This is a genomic window from Enterobacter sp. RIT637, assembly GCF_019718755.1.
Lineage (GTDB): Bacteria > Pseudomonadota > Gammaproteobacteria > Enterobacterales > Enterobacteriaceae > Enterobacter.
Genome location: NZ_JAIHAZ010000002.1, coordinates 348,725 through 365,036, shown reverse-complemented (window position 1 = coordinate 365,036; position 16,312 = coordinate 348,725). Strand labels below are relative to the sequence as shown.

The following is a 16,312-nucleotide window of genomic DNA, read 5'->3' as shown; positions in this document are numbered from 1 at the left end:
GCATTCAATTTAGTCTTGCAATTATGTCAAGTAAACCTAGTACTGGAACCGTCTTGAACTGCTCACGCACTTGCATTTAAAACGATCCATCAAGCGCGCAGGCGAGGCGGGGATAGCACTGCGCGCCAGACGTGATGACAGGATTTATTTTGCGCGTCTGTGCGCGTCATGGCGGCGTGCTGCGCTGTGGGGGCGGTCAATGTGATGCGGTGGTGATTGCGTCGCGTGTGCGCCGTCTGACACGCTTTGAAGATGTGCCGCCCGGAGACGGCATTTGGGGCGGGGTTTAGTCGATATCGATGCCGTAATCCTTAAAGCGGATCACCTCCATTCCTAACCAATCGTTAATCTCTTTGAAACGCTCCTGCAGCGGCGTCAGCTCGTTGCGCACAAACACCCGCGCCACCTTCTCGATATCGCCCATTGAGCCGATATTCTCGGGCTTGCCGCCCATGAGCTGGAACGGTACGCGGTGCGCATCGAGCAGGTCGGCGGCGCTCACCTTCTTGATGTTAAAAAAATCATCCTTTGTGGCGACTTCACTCAGCGGCACGATCTTGATGCCATCCGGTTTCCCGTTCGGGGCATAGAAAAACAGGTTTTTGAAATTCCCGAGCCCTTTCGAATCCCGCATCGCGGAGCGCAGCGCCTCGACGTCGGTGCTGCTCTGCGCCGCGTCGGTGACGTACATGATGTAACCCGCGTGCGCGCCGTTCTGGTAATACTTGCGACGAAAAAGCGTGGCGGATTCATTCAGCCAGGCTGAATTTAGCGCGCTCAGGTATTCCGGCATCCCGTAGAGCTCCTGATTGATATCGGGCTCCAGCAAATGGCACACCGAGCCGGGCGCGAACTGGTGCGGGTGCGTGAAGTCCGACACGTACCAGTAAACGCCCTCGTCGACGCCACGGCGGGTGTATTTGGCAGGGGAGGTTTCCAGCTTAAATAGCTGGCCGGTGACGCTCATGCGTTTTTCAAGATAGCCGTTGGCAAAGACCAGATAATCGAGCACAAGGCGGCTGAAATCCTGACGTGAAAGCAACGGATGCGGGATGTAGGTACTCGTCAGAATGTTGCGCTTCACGTAAATCGGGGAGCTGTGGTGCACGGCGGCGCGCAGGCTTTTCGCCAGCCCGGAGAAGTTGACCGGCGGCTCGTACCATTTGCCGTTGTTGATGCACTCGACATAGTCGAGGATATCGCGGCGATCCAGAACAGGTGACGGCTCGCCAAAGGTGAACGCCTCCATTTTCTGCGGTGCGCTGGCGGTCATGTTGATCTGTTTTGGCTGTTTATTTTGGCGTTTTTTCATCTTAGTTAATGTCCAGAATTGAGGTGGAGTGCATACCGCTACCTGCGGAAAGCGGCTCGTTTAACAGGGCGTGCATGGTCGCCCACGCGATATCCGCGTGGCTGGCTTCCTCACTACGGCTGGCTTCATAGGTGGCGCTGCGGCCACTGCTGGTCATCGTTTTGCGGATAGCCATAAATGACTGAGTGATGTCGGTCGCCCCGGCGTCATATTCCAGACACCCGCGCCTGATGGTGTCTTTTGCTTTCAGCACCATCGCCGTTTTCATTTCCGGCGTGTAGCGGATGGCGCGCGCCGCCGGGAAGAATGAGCGCACGAGCTGGTAAACACCCTGGCCGATGCCGGTCGCATCGATACCGATATAGTCGACAGTGTATTTCTCGGTCAGCGCCCGGATGGCCTCGGCCTGCGCGGCAAAGTCCATGCCTTTCCACTGGTGACGCTCAAGGATGCGGAACTTGCCACCGGCAACCAGCGGCGGAGCAAGCACCGCACAGCCTGCGCTGTCGCCGGTATGTGACGGGTCGTAGCCAATCCAGACCGGACGCCAGTTAAACGGACGGTCGGCAAAGGGTTCGAAGTCCTCCCACTCCTCCATCGCATCGACCATGCAGCGTTGCAGCTCCTCGAACGGGAATACCGACGCCTTATCGTCGACGAACTCGCACATAAACAGGTTACGGAAGTCATCCGCGCTGTTTTCCTGCTTGAGCTGGTCGAGGTTAAACAGGGTGCAGCCACCGGCGAGCGCATCCTCAATGGTGACAATCTGCCGCCACTGGCCGTCACCGCACAGCACGCCACCGGCGAGCACCTGATGACTGATATCGATGTCGACACGTTCGTCGCGGTTGCTGCGGCCACGGTTAAACAGCTCGCCTGACCAGAAAGGGTAAGCGCCATGCGCGAGCGTCGACGGGGTCGAAAAATAGGTGGTGCGCAGGTGTGACTGCGAGGCCATGCCCGAGGCGACTTTGCGCAGCTTCTGGAAGTTGGGTATCCAGAAAATTTCATCGACATACAGGTCGCCGTTGTGGCTCTGCGCGGTGTTGGAGTTGGTCCCGAGAAAAATCAGCTCTGCGCCGTTGTTGCCGATGACAATCGGGTCGCCTGACAGGTCGACATCGACCAGACGCGCAAAGGCGATGATGTACTTACGGAATACGTAAGCCTGCGTTTTACTGGCCGACAAAAATATCTGGTTCTGGCCTGTTTTAAGGGCGCGCAGAAGTGCCTCGCGCGCAAAGTAGAACGTTGCGCCAATCTGGCGCGATTTGAGGATGTGGCGAATGCGATGCGCGATGCCTGCCTTATGCCAGTTGAGCTGATACTCAAACGACTGGTCGAAGAAAATTTCTTCCAGCTTTTCAATCGCTTCATCACTAAAGAAATTCCGTTTCGGCTTTTTGCGATCTCCCTTGTTGCGGCTCGCAATGTTGGGGTTTAAATCCACCTCGTTTCCGGTCTGGCCGTAGCGGTTCACGCGTGCGAGGCGCTCCATCTGGCGCGAAAGAAAATCAGCGACTTTGAAGTCATGCGCGGTCAGACCTGGCTTTGCGTAAAGCTGGATGAGTCGCGCCTCTAACGTTGATTGAACGCGGTTAATCGGCGCGGTTTCCTCCCATCCATCACGTTGTTTCCAGCTCTGCACCGTCGGGCGCTTGAGCTGCAGCATGTCGCAGATTTGCGGCACGGCGAAGCCCTGCCAGTACAGCAATCGCGCCTGTCGTCGCGGGTCATTTAACAGTGAAAGGTCCGTTGAAATGGTCATGCTTACCTCGTTTTTTTATCACGAGGCAAGGCTAAGTAAATGGCCGGGCATTATCGCTAAGCCCTTGTTGTGTAGGATCTAATCGGATCGCAAGCGGTGGCTGATAGGGGGCAGAGTCGGGAAACTAACCCCGACCCGAAAACCCAACATCAGGACACCTGAAAAATGGCAAAGAAAGTTTCTAAATGGTTTCGCATCGGCGTCGAGGGTGACACCTGCGATGGCCGCGTCATCAGCGGTGATGATATTCAGGATATGGCCGACACGTTCGACCCGCGCGTCTACGGCTGCCGCATTAACCTCGAACATATCCGGGGGCTGATGCCTGACAGCGCGTTTAAACGCTATGGCGATGTGACCGAGCTTAAGGCGGAGATTATCAGCGATGGCTCTGCGCTCGATGGCAAAATGGCGCTGTTTGGCAAAATCCAGCCGCTCGATGAGCTGGTCAGCATGGTTAAGGCCGGGCAGAAGGTTTACACCTCCATGGAGATCCGCCCGAACTTTGCCAACAGTGGCAAGTGCTATCTGGTTGGCCTCGCCGTCACCGATGACCCGGCAAGCCTCGGCACGGAATACCTCGAATTCTGCAGCCGCGCCACGCAGAACCCGCTCGCCGGTAAAAAAGACCAGCCGGACGACGTTTTTTCTGTCGCCTCACTGGCTGAACTGGAATTTGAGGACATTCCCGACACCATGCTCAACAGCCTGACCGACAAGGTTAAGGCCATATTCAGCCGCAAACACGCCAGCGATGATGCACGTCTCGCCGATGTGCATGAGGCCGTCACCACCGTCACCGAGCTGGTGCAAACCAACCTCACCGCCACCGACCAGCGCATCACCGAGCTGGAGACCGCTTTTGCGCAGCTTAAGCAGGACGTGACCAGCAAAGTCGATGAAAACGCGCAGGCGTTTAACACCCTCAAAAACTCCCTCGATAACACCGAAAGCCAGCGCCAGCCGCGCCGCGAGCTTTCAAAAGGTGGCACGGGCGACGAGCTGCTGACCAACTGCTGATAACCCGCCGGGTGTGCTGCCCGGCCTGATACCTATTACCTGAACAGGAATAACCATGCGTAAAGATACCCGCTTCAAATTCAATGCCTACCTGTCCCGCGTTGCGGAGCTAAACGGCGTTTCCACCGATGACGTGGCGAAGAAATTCACCGTCGAGCCGTCGGTCACGCAAACCCTGATGACCACCCTGCAGATGTCATCCGCGTTTCTGACCAAAATCAACATCGTGCCGGTCGACGAGCTGAAGGGCGAAAAAGTCGGGGTTGGCGTTAACGGTACGATTGCCAGCACTGCCGACACCGCCGGTGACGACGAGCGTAAAACCGCTGATTTCACCGCTCTGGAGTCCAACAAATACGAGTGCGCGCAGATTAACTTTGACTTCCATATCCGCTACAAACAGCTCGACCTGTGGGCGCGATTCCAGGACTTCCAGACCCGTATCCGCGACGCGATTATCAAGCGTCAGTCGCTCGATTTCATCATGGCCGGTTTCAACGGCATCGAGCGCGCGGCGACGTCTGACCGCAAAAAGAATCCGATGCTGCAGGACGTGGCGACCGGCTGGCTGCAGAAGTACCGCAATGAAGCGCCAGCGCGCGTGATGTCCAAAATCACCGACGAGGAAGGAGCGGTGATTTCTGAAGTGATCCGCGTGGGTAAAAACGGCGACTATGCGAACCTCGACGCGCTGGTCATGGATGCCACCGGCAACCTGATTGACGAGATTTATCAGGATGACCCGGAACTGGTTGTCATCACCGGGCGTAAGCTGATGGCGGATAAATATTTCCCGATAGTCAACAAAGAGCAGGCAAACACCGAGTCGCTGGCCGCTGACATCATCATCAGCCAGAAGCGAATCGGCAACCTGCCAGCCGTGCGCGTGCCGTACTTCCCGGCAAATGCCCTAATGGTGACGCGTCTCGACAACCTGTCGATTTACTTCATGGATGACGCACACCGCCGCGCCATCATCGAAGAACCGAAGAAAGACCGCGTCGAAAACTACGAGTCAATGAATATCGACTACGTGGTCGAGGCTTACGCCGCCGGGTGCCTGATTGAAAATATCACGCTCGGTGATTTCACTGCACCTGCTGCACCGGAAAGCGGAGAGTAAGCCATGACGAGTCCCGCAGCGCGTCACATGATGCGGGTCTCGGCCTCTGAAACAGCGCGGCGGGCTGCTGTCCCGCTGCGCAATGCAACTGCCTATGAGCAGATGCTCGTTAAGCTGGCCGCAGACAACCGCACGCTAAAACAAATCAGTTCAAAAGAGCGTAAAGCCGCGAAAAAACGCGAGCTGCTGCCGTTCTATCTGCCGTGGGTGGCTGGCGTCCTCGACAGTGGTAAAGGGGCGCAGGATGACATCGTCATGACGGTCATGCTGTGGCGTCTCGATGCTGACGATATCGCCGGGGCGCTGGAGATAGCCCGTTACGCCATGACCTACGGCCTCACCATGCCGGTCGGTCGCCGTCCGACGCCGTGCCTGCTGGCCGAAGAGGTCACGCTCGCCGCGCAGCGCCTGCTCGCGGCAAAACAGCCGGTCGAACTGGCGAACCTGCTCGACACCATTGCGCTGACGGAGCGCGCGGATATGCCCGATATCGTGCGTGCGAAGCTGCACAAAATCACCGGCTACGTGCTGCGTGATGCGAAGCAACTGCCCGAGGCGCTGGCGCACCTGCAGCGTGCGATCCAGCTAGAAAGCACTATCGGGGTCAAAAAGGATATCGAGCAGTTAGCGCGCCAGCTCAGGCCAAAACCTGAACCCGCCCCGAAAACCAAAACGACTAAACCGCGCACGCGCAAACCTGCCGCTAAACCGGCGGCACGGCGCGGGCGTCCACCAAAGGCGGCAAAAGCCGCAGGTTAACCGAGCGCTCCCCGAGCCGGGCGGCACGCCGTTCAATGCGGGTATTCCTTACCCTGACTGCGAACGGCGTCCACCGCCCACCCATTACCCGAGGTTGTCATGACGACGCTGATTATTGAGCCAAAACAAGAGCCGCAGGATGTGCCGGGCGTGGTGATACCGCCACCGGGCGTGAGCGAGCCGGTAATCAAAAACACCCCGTTTTTTCCTGACGTGGATCCGAAGCGCGTGCGGGAGGAAATGCGGTTAGAACAGACCGTTTCCCCCGTGCGCCTGCGCCGGGCGATTAAGACCGCCATCGCGGAGACGAACGCGGAGCTGAGCGAATGGCGCGAGCGCCAGCTCGATGCCGGTTACGCAACCCTGTCGGATGTCCCGACCGACCAGCTCGACGGCGAGAGCGTGCGCGTTTTCCACTATTTCAACGCCGTGTGTGCCATGACGACCGCCACGCTCTATGAGCGCTTTCGCGGCGTGGATGCGACCGCCAAAGGCGACAAAAAGGCCGACAGTATCGACAGCACTATCGATGAGATGTGGCGGGATATGCGCTGGTCAGTGGCGCGTATCCAGGACAAAGCGCGCTGTATTGTGGGGCAAATCTGATGAAAGCGTATGCGCTGCAGGGCGACACCCTCGACGCCATTTGTGCCCGGTATTACGGGCGCACCGAGGGGGTAGTCGAAACCGTCTTAGAAGCGAATCCCGGTCTGTCCGAGCTCGGCGTCATTCTGCCGCACGGCACGGCAATAGAGCTGCCCGAGACCGAGAGCGCGGCCAGAACCGAAACGGTGAATCTATGGGACTGAGCATGGAAAAAATCACCACGTTTATAGCCTACTGGCTGGCCGTTGCGCTGGCGTATCTCGGGGCAATTTCACCCGAAAAGATGGCGCTTTACGTGGGCGGCGGGTGCGCCATTTTTACCGCGCTGACGAACTACTGGTTTAAGCGCAAGACGTACCTCTATCTGACATCGCTCGGACTCGATAAAGGGGCTATTCGTGAAATCAATCGTTAAAAAATGCAGTGTGGCCGCAGTGCTGGCGCTGGCGGCGCTGATGCCTGACTTTCGTCTGCTTAACACCTCGCCCGAGGGGCTGGCGCTGATTGCCGACCTCGAAGGTTGTCGCCTGACGCCTTACCAGTGCAGCGCGGGAGTGTGGACGTCAGGCATCGGCCACACTGCAGGCGTCGTCCCGAAAGGGGACATCACCGAGCGTCAGGCGGCGGCGAACCTTGTCGCGGATGTGATGAACGTCGAGAAACGTCTCGCGGTCTGCGCGCCGGTGGAAATGCCGCAACAGGTTTACGATGCGCTGGTCAGCTTCTCATTCAACGTGGGAACCGGTGCGGCCTGCCGCTCAACGCTGGTCTCGTACATCAAGCGTCATCAATGGCGGCAGGCGTGCGACCAGCTCACCCGTTGGGTTTATGTGAATGGCTCTATCAATAAAGGGCTGGAAAACCGCCGTGCGCGTGAGCGTGCCTACTGCATCAGGGGGATTCAATGAAAGTGATGTTGTTTTTACTGGCCGCGCTGATGGCGGTTGTGTTCTGGCAGCGCCATGAAAACGGCAACCTGATGCGCTCCTTTGAACGGGCAAACAAGGTGGCAGTTGAACAGAAAAATGTGATTGGGATGCTGAAAAATCAGCTTTCCGTTTCGCAGGGAATTGCCAGGAAAAACGAAACCGCGCAGGTCACTTTACGCGGTGAGTTAATCGCCGCCGGTACAATGGCCGTGCGACGGGAAGAAACCATTACGAGGCTGATTAATGAGAATGAAACGTTACGCCGCTGGTATAGCGACAAGCTGCCTGATGTTGTGCGCAGGCTGCACACCCGCGCCGGTTGCGCCTCCGCCGGTCATTGTTTACAGCGCCTGCCCGAAGGTGAGCTATTGCCCGATGCCGGAAAGCGATCCGGTCGTTAATGGCGACCTGAGTGCAGATATCCGCAGGCTTGAGCACGCGCTCGCGGCCTGCGCGCTGCAGATTGAAACCGTCAAAGACTGTCAGGATAAACTCGATGAAGAAAGCACGAAGCCTGCGCGAAGCGCTGATTAAAGCCGTTCCGCAGCTTGAAACAAACCCCGAAATGATGCGCATCTTTGCCGATGAGGGGAATATCGATGCGCGTCTAGCGGCCTCGCTGTCGCACGAGAAAATTTATAACCTGAATGTGATCGTGTGTGACTTTGTGGGCGACCCTGACCTGATTTTCGTGCCGGTGGCCGCATGGCTCAGGGAAAACCAGCCGGATATCTGCACGCTCGATGAGGGACGCAACAAGGGCTACCGCTTCCAGATGGATTTGAACGACGAGGATAGTGTTGATATCAGCATCAGCCTGCAGCTCTCCGAGCGCACCATCATCAAGGAGGAAAACGGTGCGCTGCATGTCAGCTATGCCCCTGAGCCGTCACTGCCGGAGCCCGTCACCCGGCCAAAGGAGCTTTATATCAACGGCGAATTGGTGAGCAAATGGGATGAGTGAATTTAAACCCTTTGACGACAGGCTCAACGGTCTGATTGCTTCCCTGTCACCGGCTGCACGCCGTAAGTTGGCCGGAGAGATAGCAAAGGAGCTGCGCAAGTCGCAACAGCAACGTATCAAGCTTCAGAAAGCACCGGACGGCTCACCGTATCAGGCGCGAAAGCGTCAGCCGCTGAGAGCTAAGACCGGGCGGATTAAACGGGCGATGTTTCAAAAACTGCGCACGAGCCGGTACATGAAAGTCAGTGGCCGTAAAAACAGTGCCGTGGTGGAATTTACCAGCAAAGTGCAGCGTATCGCGCGCATCCATCAGTACGGATTAAAAGACCGGCCAAACCCTTACGCAAAGGACTTACAATATGCAGAACGCCATTTACTTGGATTCAGTATCGAGGATAAAAAGGATTTAGAAAGGCTTCTTGTGATGTTTCTAAAATAATATAAAAAATAGCATATATAAAATATTTAGTTATAAAGGGTTAAGTTAAAAGCAACCGTAATTGCAAAAGAATTTTTTAGTTAGTATTTAGGGGGCATCTCTACGATGGTAAAGCTCATTTATGTGAAGTGTAGCTAATGTAAGCTACTATTTGATGCAACTTTTGTTTGCTTTGGTTATAGTTGGGTTCCTATTTTATACGCTACAGGGACTTGCAATTATGGCATACGGTGCATTCTTTCATAGAGGTGATTTACATATACATAGTTTTGGGCAGGGAGGGTCATATGATGTTACTGATGAGCAGATGACACCTGAGAATATTGTTACCAAAGCAATTGAGAAAAATCTTTCTGTTATAAGTATTACTGACCATAATAATATTAAAAACTCTATTGCGGCGGTTATCGCGGCATCAGATACAAAACTATTAGTGATTCCTGGTGTTGAGATATCAACAACGCAAGGTCATTTATTGGTTTACTTTCCTACAGCTCAAAAATTAGAAGATTTTTATGGTAAGTTAAGTTTTGATACAGCAAGAAAATTCTGCAATCAAGGTATTCATGATTGTATGGAATATGCAGTGCAATACGATGGGTTTGGCATATTGGCTCATATAGAAGTTGGGTCAGGGTTCGAACAAACAATTGGTAAATTCAATGAGATATTTGATGTTGCATTTCAACACCCAGGAATTCTTGCGTTAGAGATCAAGCATCACAGTTCGGTACATTATTACACTGAGGATGATGACTTGATCGAAAGGAAAGTAGCGATGAGAAATCGAAATGTAAAACTTGATTTCCCTGAAAAAAATAAATTAGCAAAAGTCATGTCCTCTGATGCTCATTCAATGAATGCGTTTGGGAAAAACGCCGCTGGTGCTGAAAGATTAACACGCTTCAAAATGGATGAGTTAACATTTAACAGTCTAAGGATTGCATTACTTAGTCATGACTCGAGAGTTAGGCTAGAAGACGAAATTCCTCTGGTCATCCCTCGTTTTAAGGAGTTTAAAGCTAAAGGAGGGATACTTGATGGAATTCATTTTGAATTAAGAAATAATATGAATTGTATCATCGGTGGTAGGGGCACTGGAAAGTCCACGTTGATTACTGCCATCCAAGAGGCTTCAAATAATCCTGTATCTACCACTAATATTCAAAAAAGTAGTGTGTGGCCTGAGAGAATTGAGCTGAAATATGAAGATGAAGCTGGGCAGGAGTTCAATTGTATACTTGAGCATGGAAGGCTAGAAACTTTTAATGAGCAAGGGGAAAATGTTCAAGTCATTATTCCTGTAGAAGCATATTCTCAAGGCTTTACCACGTTTGCTAATAACGTGGAACGCGATGAAAAAGATGAAAAATTACTTGGTTTTTTTGATGGCTTTGTAAGTGTTGATAATTTTAAAAGGGATGATGAATTTACGATAACTCAGCTAATAACTAACTACGGTTATTTAGAGAGGCTTACAAATGAGGTGTCTCAAAAAACTGAGATTAAAAAAGAGTTAGCATTGCTTCAGAGTAAAAAAGAGGCTTATGAGAAGCAGAGGGTAGGTGAGCTTATGAGGATGCACTCTTGTTTGATTGAGGAGGAAGCCTTAAGAACTGAATTGGAGAAATCGCTGGGTGGTTTAAAAAATAAATATGAGCAAGTGTTGTCAGATAAAAGTGACATTAACAGTTTGCTTGAGTTTGATGTTTCAAAAGTTCACGTTGGCTCCGAACATATAGCCAAAGTAATGGAGGTGATTAAATCATTTTCTGACGCTGTTGATCATTATCAGAGTGAATTGAATAGAGAGCTTACCGAAAAGTTAGGTATGCTTCGAACTGAGGTTCAAGAGTGGCGTCGGAAGGAAAAAGGTGCGAAAGATAAAATAGATGCAATAAAGAAAAAGTTAGATGAAGATAAGATTCCATATGATGAAGGTGTATTTGTTAGACTTTCTTCCGAAATAAATAATTTAGAACGACGCATCAAAGATATTGAACGAGCTGAAAAAGAGTTGGTGAGTAAAAAGCAGGAGCGTTTGGAATTATTTAAAAAAAGGAAGTCAATAAACACTCAGATTCATAATGCTCGTATGGTTTTTTGCACTAGAATAAACAAAGATCTTTCTGAATCTGTTGGTGGGTTATTTGTTACCGCAAAAATAGGCACTGGGTTCATGTCGCCAGATTTTTCTTCGTATATAAAGCAAGTCATGGGGTGGTACAGACGCGCTAATAGTGAAAAGATCGCAAATGCAATATCTCCTCTTGATTTCTATAATAAAATGAGACTAAGAAAATATGATTTTTTGGAGGAGCTTCAGTTCGATAAAACGGATATACAAGAAATAGCTGGAAAGTTTACAGGGCTAGTATTGGAGAGGGTTATTTCAATTTCATTCAAGGAAAGACCAGAGTTAATCGTCACTCGTCATGATAAAGAAAATGGTAATGCTTCAGTAAAAGATATAAGTGAGCTTAGTCTTGGGCAGCAGCAATCTATTATGCTTTCTATATTGATTCAATCAGATAGTTGTCTTCCTCTTATTATTGATCAGCCGGAAGATAATCTTGATTCTGAATTTATTTTTAATAGTGTTGTTGCCAACCTTAGGAAGTGTAAAGAAAAGCGCCAGATAATTGTTGTGACTCATAATTCAAATATTGGTGTGCTGGGGGATGCAGAGCTAGTTATTCCTCTTGTAGGATCTAATGATAAATCAACAATATCTAGTCTAGGATCGATAGATAACCTCAAAACGCAAGATCACTGTTGTGAGATACTTGAAGGTGGTAAGCGAGCGTTTGCAACACGTAAGGCAATCTATAGAATTTAACTCGAAATATAAAGGATAATGATCATTTTGTATTAAATAATGCGAGCTAAAAATAAAATTTAGCTCGCAATGATTTCTGAAATGATCTTTCCTTTTATGTTGATTATATCTTCCTAGTTGTGTCAACTGTCACAAAACCTGCCTAAATTGCCGCTGGCCTTGCCCGGCGGCATCCTTTCCCCATGAATAATCTAAATTCTCTGCAGGAAATCGCACGCGCGATCCGCAATCTTATCCGCACCGGCATTGTGACCGACGTTGACCTCGACGAGGGGCTGTGTCGAGTCCAGACCGGCGGTATGCAAACCACTTGGCTTAACTGGCTCACCTCTCGCGCCGGTCGCTCCCGCGTGTGGTGGGCTCCCTCGGTCGGTGAGCAGGTGTTATTGCTGGCCATCGGCGGCGAGCTCGATACGGCCTTTGTGCTGCCGGGCATTTTCTCTGACGACCATCCCGCGCCCTCGACCTCACCTGATGCGTTTCATGTCGCCTTTCCTGACGGGGCGGTTATCGAGTACGAGCCCGAAATCGGGGCGCTCACCGTGTCCGGTATCAAAACCGCCGATGTCACCGCGTCGGATTCCATTACGGCGACCGTGCCGCTGGTACTGGTGAAAGCGGAAACCCGCATCACGCTCGACACACCCGAGGTGGTGTGCACCAACAAGCTGACGACCGGCACGCTCGAAGTGCAGAAAGGCGGGAAGATGACCGGCGACATCGAGCACACCGGCGGAACATTTACCTCAAACGGCGTGCAGGTGGATGACCACGACCACGGCGGCGTCGAGCGGGGTGGAAGCTGGACGGAGGGCACTAAATGACGGTGCGTTATCTGGGAATGAACAGCCAGACCGGCCTCAGTATCTCTGAGGTCGAGCATATCAGGCAAAGCGTGCGCGACATTCTGGTTACGCCGATTGGCTCGCGCGTCATGCGCCGTGAATACGGCTCGCTCCTGTCGGCGCTGATTGACCAGCCGCAGACCAGGGCGCTGCGCCTGCAGATTATGGCCGCGTGTTATTCCGCGATCCAGAAATGGGAGCCCCGCGTCAGCCTGACGAGCATCACCTTTGAGCGGTCGGAGGATGACGGCGGGCTGTATGTCGACATCACCGGCACGCGCGCGGCTAACGACCAGCCCTTTTCCCTCACCATTCCACTGAGTTAAACGCTATGGCAATTGTTGACCTGAACCAGCTCGCCGCGCCCGATGTCGTGGAAGTGCTGGACTATGAGAGCATCCTGAGCGAACGCAAGGCAACGCTCGTCTCGTTATACCCAGAAGAACAACAGGAGGCCGTCGCGCGCACCCTGACGCTCGAATCAGAACCGATTGTTAAAGTGCTGCAGGAAAACGCCTATCGGGAAGTTATCTGGCGACAGCGCGTCAACGAGGCCGCGCGTGCGGTCATGCTGGCTTACGCTGCCGGGAGCGACCTCGACCAGATAGGGGCAAATTCCAACGTCCCACGACTCGTTATTACCCCGGCAGACGACACGACGTTTCCGCCCACGCCAGCCGTGATGGAATCGGACACCGACTATCGCCTGCGTATCCAGCAAGCCCCTGAGGGGCTAAGTACCGCAGGCTCAACCGGCGCATATCAGTTTCATGGCCGCAGCGCCGACGGGCGTGTCGCGGATATTTCCGTCATCAGTCCCGAGCCTGCGTGTGTGACCGTGTCTGTGCTGTCGCGTGAAAATAACGGCGTGGCCTCTGACGAACTGCTCGCCATCGTGCGCACTGCACTTAACGACGAGGACGTCCGGCCGGTTGCCGACCGCGTGACCGTGCAGTCAGCAAAAATCGTCGACTATAAAATCATCGCATCGCTTTACCTTTACCCCGGTCCCGAAAGCGAGCCGGTGCTCAGTGCGGCAAAAGCAAAGCTGCAGGCATATATCAGCGCGCAGCACCGGCTCGGGCGTGACATCCGTAAATCTGCCATCTATGCGGCGCTTCACGTCGAGGGCGTGCAACGCGTCGAGCTGGCCGCGCCGGTGGCCGACATTGTGCTCGATGACACGCAGGCTTCATTGTGCAGCGAGTACAGCGTCACCATAGGGGGTAATGATGAATGACACCCGCCTGTTGCCGGTGGGCTCCTCGCCGCTGGAGGTTGCCGCCGCGCGCGCCTGCGCTGAAATCGAAAACACCCCCGTTCCCCTGCGCCGTCTCTGGAGCCCTGACGACTGCCCGGCAAACCTGCTGCCGTGGCTGGCGTGGGCGTTTTCCGTTGACCGCTGGGATGAGAGCTGGCCGGAGGCCACAAAACGGGAAGTGATCCGCGCGGCGAGGTATATCCACGCGCACAAGGGGACGATTGGCGCAGTGCGCCGCGTGGTGGAGCCGCTCGGCTATCTGATTAACATCTCTGAGTGGTGGGAGACCAACGACCAGCCCGGCACGTTTCGCCTCGATATCGGTGTGTTAGAGACCGGCATCACCGAAGAAATGTATTACGAAATGGAGCGGCTTATTGCCGATGCAAAGCCAGCCAGCCGCCATTTAATCGGCCTCAATATTGTTCAGGACATCCCCGGCTACCTCTACACCGGCGCTCTGTCCTATGACGGCGACATCATCACGGTTTACCCCGGATAAGTGAGAGCACAATGACAGTGAAATACAAAACGGTCATCACCAAAGCCGGTGCAATCAAGCTGGCTGCAGCGACCCTCCCGGACGGGAAAAAGGTGAATCTGACGGCAATGGCCGTGGGTGACGGTGGCGGCACGCTGCCGGTGCCTGACCCGAACCAGACAAAACTCGTCAAAGAGGTCTGGCGTCACGCGCTGAACAAAATCAGCCAGGACAGAAAAAATAAAAATTACGTCGTGGCGGAGCTGCTTATCCCGCCGGAGACCGGCGGTTTCTGGATGCGCGAGCTCGGGCTCTATGATGACACCGGCACACTGATTGCGGTCGGCAATATGGCCGAAAGCTACAAGCCAGCGCTCGCAGAGGGCTCAGGGCGCGCGCAGACCGTGCGTATGGTTATCATGGTGAGCGACATCGAGTCAGTCGAGCTGACGATTGATACCACAACGGTGATGGCAACGCAGGACTACGTCGACGACAGGCTCGCGGAGCATGAGCAGTCCCGCCGCCATCCTGACGCCACGCTCACCGCAAAGGGCTTTACTCAGCTAAGCAGCGCGACCGACAGCGCGTCTGAGAGCGTCGCAGCGACGCCGAAAGCGGTTAAGGCGGCGTATGACCTTGCGAAAGGGAAATACACTGCTCAGGACGCCACCACGGCGCAAAAGGGTATCGTCCAGCTCAGCAACGCGACCGACAGCACGTCTGAGAGCGTCGCAGCGACGCCGAAAGCGGTTAAGGCGGCGTATGACCTTGCGAAAGGGAAATACACGGCTCAGGACGCCACCACGGCGCAAAAGGGGATCGTCCAGCTCAGCAGCGCGACCGACAGCACGTCGGAGACGCTGGCAGCGACGCCGAAAGCCGTTAAAGCCGCAAACGACAATGCTAACGGGCGGGTACCGTCAGGGCGTAAGGTCAATGGCCGGGCGCTGAGTACCGATATCAATATTACCGCGCAGGATATCTTTAACGGTCAGGCTGTGGGGATTGGTAATGCTGAGGACTTAAACGCCTACACCACGCCGGGGCTGTATTACCAGCCTGCAAACGCGCAGGCGCAAACTGGCAAAAACTACCCTGAGACTGCTGCAGGCTCGCTTGAGGTTTATAAACATGCAGGTATTACGCAGATTTACCGGCTCTATAACAGTTCTCGCGCCTACATCCGCTCGTTATATAGCGGAACGTGGTCAGCCTGGATAAAACAGTATGACGCGGCAAATAAACCCAGTGCAGTTGATGTAGGTGCGATTCCCCTTGCCGGGAGCACCGGTGTAACAGGAATTGTGCGCAGTAGCGCGGAGCAGCAAAGCTCTAATGCCAATAGTTTCCGCATTGGATATGGCGGTTATGGGACGTTCTGGCGAAATGATGGCGCAAATCTTTATTTGATGCTGACAAACAAAGATGACCCGTGGGGGAACTACAACGCCCTGAGGCCATTCCGCGTGAGTGTCAGCAATGGCGAAGTGATAATCAGCAAACTCAATTTATCTGACTTCGGGTATTTTGACGCCCGTTATTACACTAAAACGCAATCTGATGCCGGATATATGGCGAAAACCGGTGCGTATACCAAAACAGAGAGTGACGGGCGTTTTCAGCCTAAAGGCAACTACACGCCTACAGGAACTGCTTACACCAAAGCAGAAAGCGACGGGCGTTATCAGTTAAAAGGTAATTATGCGTTAGTCGGTGCATCTTACACGAAGGCTGAGACGGATGCGCGCTATGGGATTGTCAACGGTATCCGCCGGGGTGGTCAACAAATCCGAAACCCGACTGATACGTGGTTTGATAACTGGGAATCACCTGCTGGCTGCGTAGTGACAGGAATTCAAATGAACGGCAGAAGTGATGGCCGCAAGCTCGGCGTTTATTTCCGTCAAATGCAATACCTGAATAAACAAACTGGCGCATGGGTTAACCTCGGGGATTAGAT

Annotated in this window: 20 protein-coding genes; 18 read left to right on the top strand and 2 right to left on the bottom strand. The window is 53.4% G+C overall.

The window, feature by feature from the left end:
• Positions 1–134 precede the first annotated feature (134 nt).
• Positions 135–290 carry a hypothetical protein gene (locus tag K5E19_RS05310; protein WP_221550298.1) on the top strand — a complete coding sequence of 52 codons (156 nt, stop codon included), beginning with the start codon at positions 135–137 and terminating at the stop codon, positions 288–290.
• Here the strand turns inward: K5E19_RS05310 and K5E19_RS05305 are convergent.
• Complete coding sequence (locus K5E19_RS05305; RefSeq protein WP_221550297.1) at positions 287–1,312, bottom strand: phage portal protein; 1,026 nt, start codon at positions 1,310–1,312, stop codon at positions 287–289. The genes K5E19_RS05310 and K5E19_RS05305 overlap by 4 nt on opposite strands.
• 1 nt (position 1,313) lies before the next feature.
• Entirely contained in the window at positions 1,314–3,083 is a 1,770-nt protein-coding gene (locus K5E19_RS05300; RefSeq protein ID WP_221550296.1) for a terminase ATPase subunit family protein, read from the bottom strand.
• Between the two features lie 165 nt (positions 3,084–3,248).
• Between K5E19_RS05300 and K5E19_RS05295 the strand changes: the two genes are divergently transcribed.
• The 17 genes from K5E19_RS05295 (at position 3,249) to K5E19_RS24210 (ending at position 16,310) form a co-directional block, all read left to right on the top strand.
• A complete protein-coding gene (locus K5E19_RS05295; protein WP_221550295.1) occupies positions 3,249–4,103 on the top strand; it encodes a GPO family capsid scaffolding protein in 855 nt (284 codons plus the stop codon).
• Between the two features lie 55 nt (positions 4,104–4,158).
• Positions 4,159–5,226, top strand: coding sequence for a phage major capsid protein, P2 family (locus K5E19_RS05290; RefSeq protein WP_221550294.1), 1,068 nt, complete (start codon positions 4,159–4,161; stop codon positions 5,224–5,226).
• A 3-nt stretch (positions 5,227–5,229) separates the two neighbouring features.
• Entirely contained in the window at positions 5,230–5,985 is a 756-nt protein-coding gene (locus K5E19_RS05285; protein WP_221550293.1) for a terminase endonuclease subunit, read from the top strand.
• Between the two features lie 99 nt (positions 5,986–6,084).
• Entirely contained in the window at positions 6,085–6,591 is a 507-nt protein-coding gene (locus tag K5E19_RS05280; protein ID WP_221550292.1) for a head completion/stabilization protein, read from the top strand.
• A complete protein-coding gene (locus K5E19_RS05275; RefSeq protein ID WP_023209074.1) occupies positions 6,591–6,794 on the top strand; it encodes a tail protein X in 204 nt (67 codons plus the stop codon). The genes K5E19_RS05280 and K5E19_RS05275 overlap by 1 nt, the downstream gene beginning before the upstream one ends.
• On the top strand, positions 6,785–7,006 hold the full coding sequence (locus K5E19_RS05270) for a hypothetical protein (protein WP_014170137.1): 222 nt from the start codon (positions 6,785–6,787) through the stop codon (positions 7,004–7,006). The genes K5E19_RS05275 and K5E19_RS05270 overlap by 10 nt, the downstream gene beginning before the upstream one ends.
• On the top strand, positions 6,990–7,499 hold the full coding sequence (locus tag K5E19_RS05265; protein WP_221550291.1) for a lysozyme: 510 nt from the start codon (positions 6,990–6,992) through the stop codon (positions 7,497–7,499). Before K5E19_RS05270 ends, K5E19_RS05265 begins: the two co-directional genes overlap by 17 nt.
• On the top strand, positions 7,496–7,921 hold the full coding sequence (gene lysB / locus K5E19_RS24215; RefSeq protein WP_260411649.1) for an Rz-like lysis system protein LysB: 426 nt from the start codon (positions 7,496–7,498) through the stop codon (positions 7,919–7,921). The genes K5E19_RS05265 and lysB overlap by 4 nt, the downstream gene beginning before the upstream one ends.
• Positions 7,809–8,054, top strand: a complete 246-nt coding sequence (gene lysC / locus K5E19_RS05260; RefSeq protein ID WP_260411648.1) for an Rz1-like lysis system protein LysC — start codon at positions 7,809–7,811, stop codon at positions 8,052–8,054. The genes lysB and lysC overlap by 113 nt, the downstream gene beginning before the upstream one ends.
• Positions 8,017–8,484 carry a phage tail protein gene (locus K5E19_RS05255; protein WP_221550289.1) on the top strand — a complete coding sequence of 156 codons (468 nt, stop codon included), beginning with the start codon at positions 8,017–8,019 and terminating at the stop codon, positions 8,482–8,484. The genes lysC and K5E19_RS05255 overlap by 38 nt, the downstream gene beginning before the upstream one ends.
• On the top strand, positions 8,477–8,923 hold the full coding sequence (locus K5E19_RS05250) for a phage virion morphogenesis protein (RefSeq protein WP_221550288.1): 447 nt from the start codon (positions 8,477–8,479) through the stop codon (positions 8,921–8,923). The genes K5E19_RS05255 and K5E19_RS05250 overlap by 8 nt, the downstream gene beginning before the upstream one ends.
• Positions 8,924–9,143: 220 nt before the next feature.
• Positions 9,144–11,762: a TrlF family AAA-like ATPase gene (locus K5E19_RS05245; RefSeq protein WP_221550287.1), complete on the top strand. Its 2,619-nt coding sequence runs from the start codon at positions 9,144–9,146 to the stop codon at positions 11,760–11,762.
• 182 nt (positions 11,763–11,944) lie between these two features.
• Positions 11,945–12,586, top strand: coding sequence for a phage baseplate assembly protein V (locus tag K5E19_RS05240; RefSeq protein WP_221550286.1), 642 nt, complete (start codon positions 11,945–11,947; stop codon positions 12,584–12,586).
• Positions 12,583–12,933, top strand: a complete 351-nt coding sequence (locus tag K5E19_RS05235) for a GPW/gp25 family protein (RefSeq protein WP_221550285.1) — start codon at positions 12,583–12,585, stop codon at positions 12,931–12,933. Before K5E19_RS05240 ends, K5E19_RS05235 begins: the two co-directional genes overlap by 4 nt.
• Positions 12,934–12,938: 5 nt before the next feature.
• Positions 12,939–13,847 (top strand): baseplate assembly protein, encoded by a 909-nt coding sequence (locus K5E19_RS05230; RefSeq protein WP_221550284.1) that lies wholly within the window; start codon positions 12,939–12,941, stop codon positions 13,845–13,847.
• Positions 13,840–14,370, top strand: a complete 531-nt coding sequence (locus K5E19_RS05225) for a phage tail protein I (protein WP_221550503.1) — start codon at positions 13,840–13,842, stop codon at positions 14,368–14,370. Before K5E19_RS05230 ends, K5E19_RS05225 begins: the two co-directional genes overlap by 8 nt.
• A gap of 11 nt (positions 14,371–14,381) precedes the next feature.
• Complete coding sequence (locus K5E19_RS24210) at positions 14,382–16,310, top strand: phage tail protein (RefSeq protein ID WP_260411647.1); 1,929 nt, start codon at positions 14,382–14,384, stop codon at positions 16,308–16,310.
• Positions 16,311–16,312: the final 2 nt, after the last annotated feature.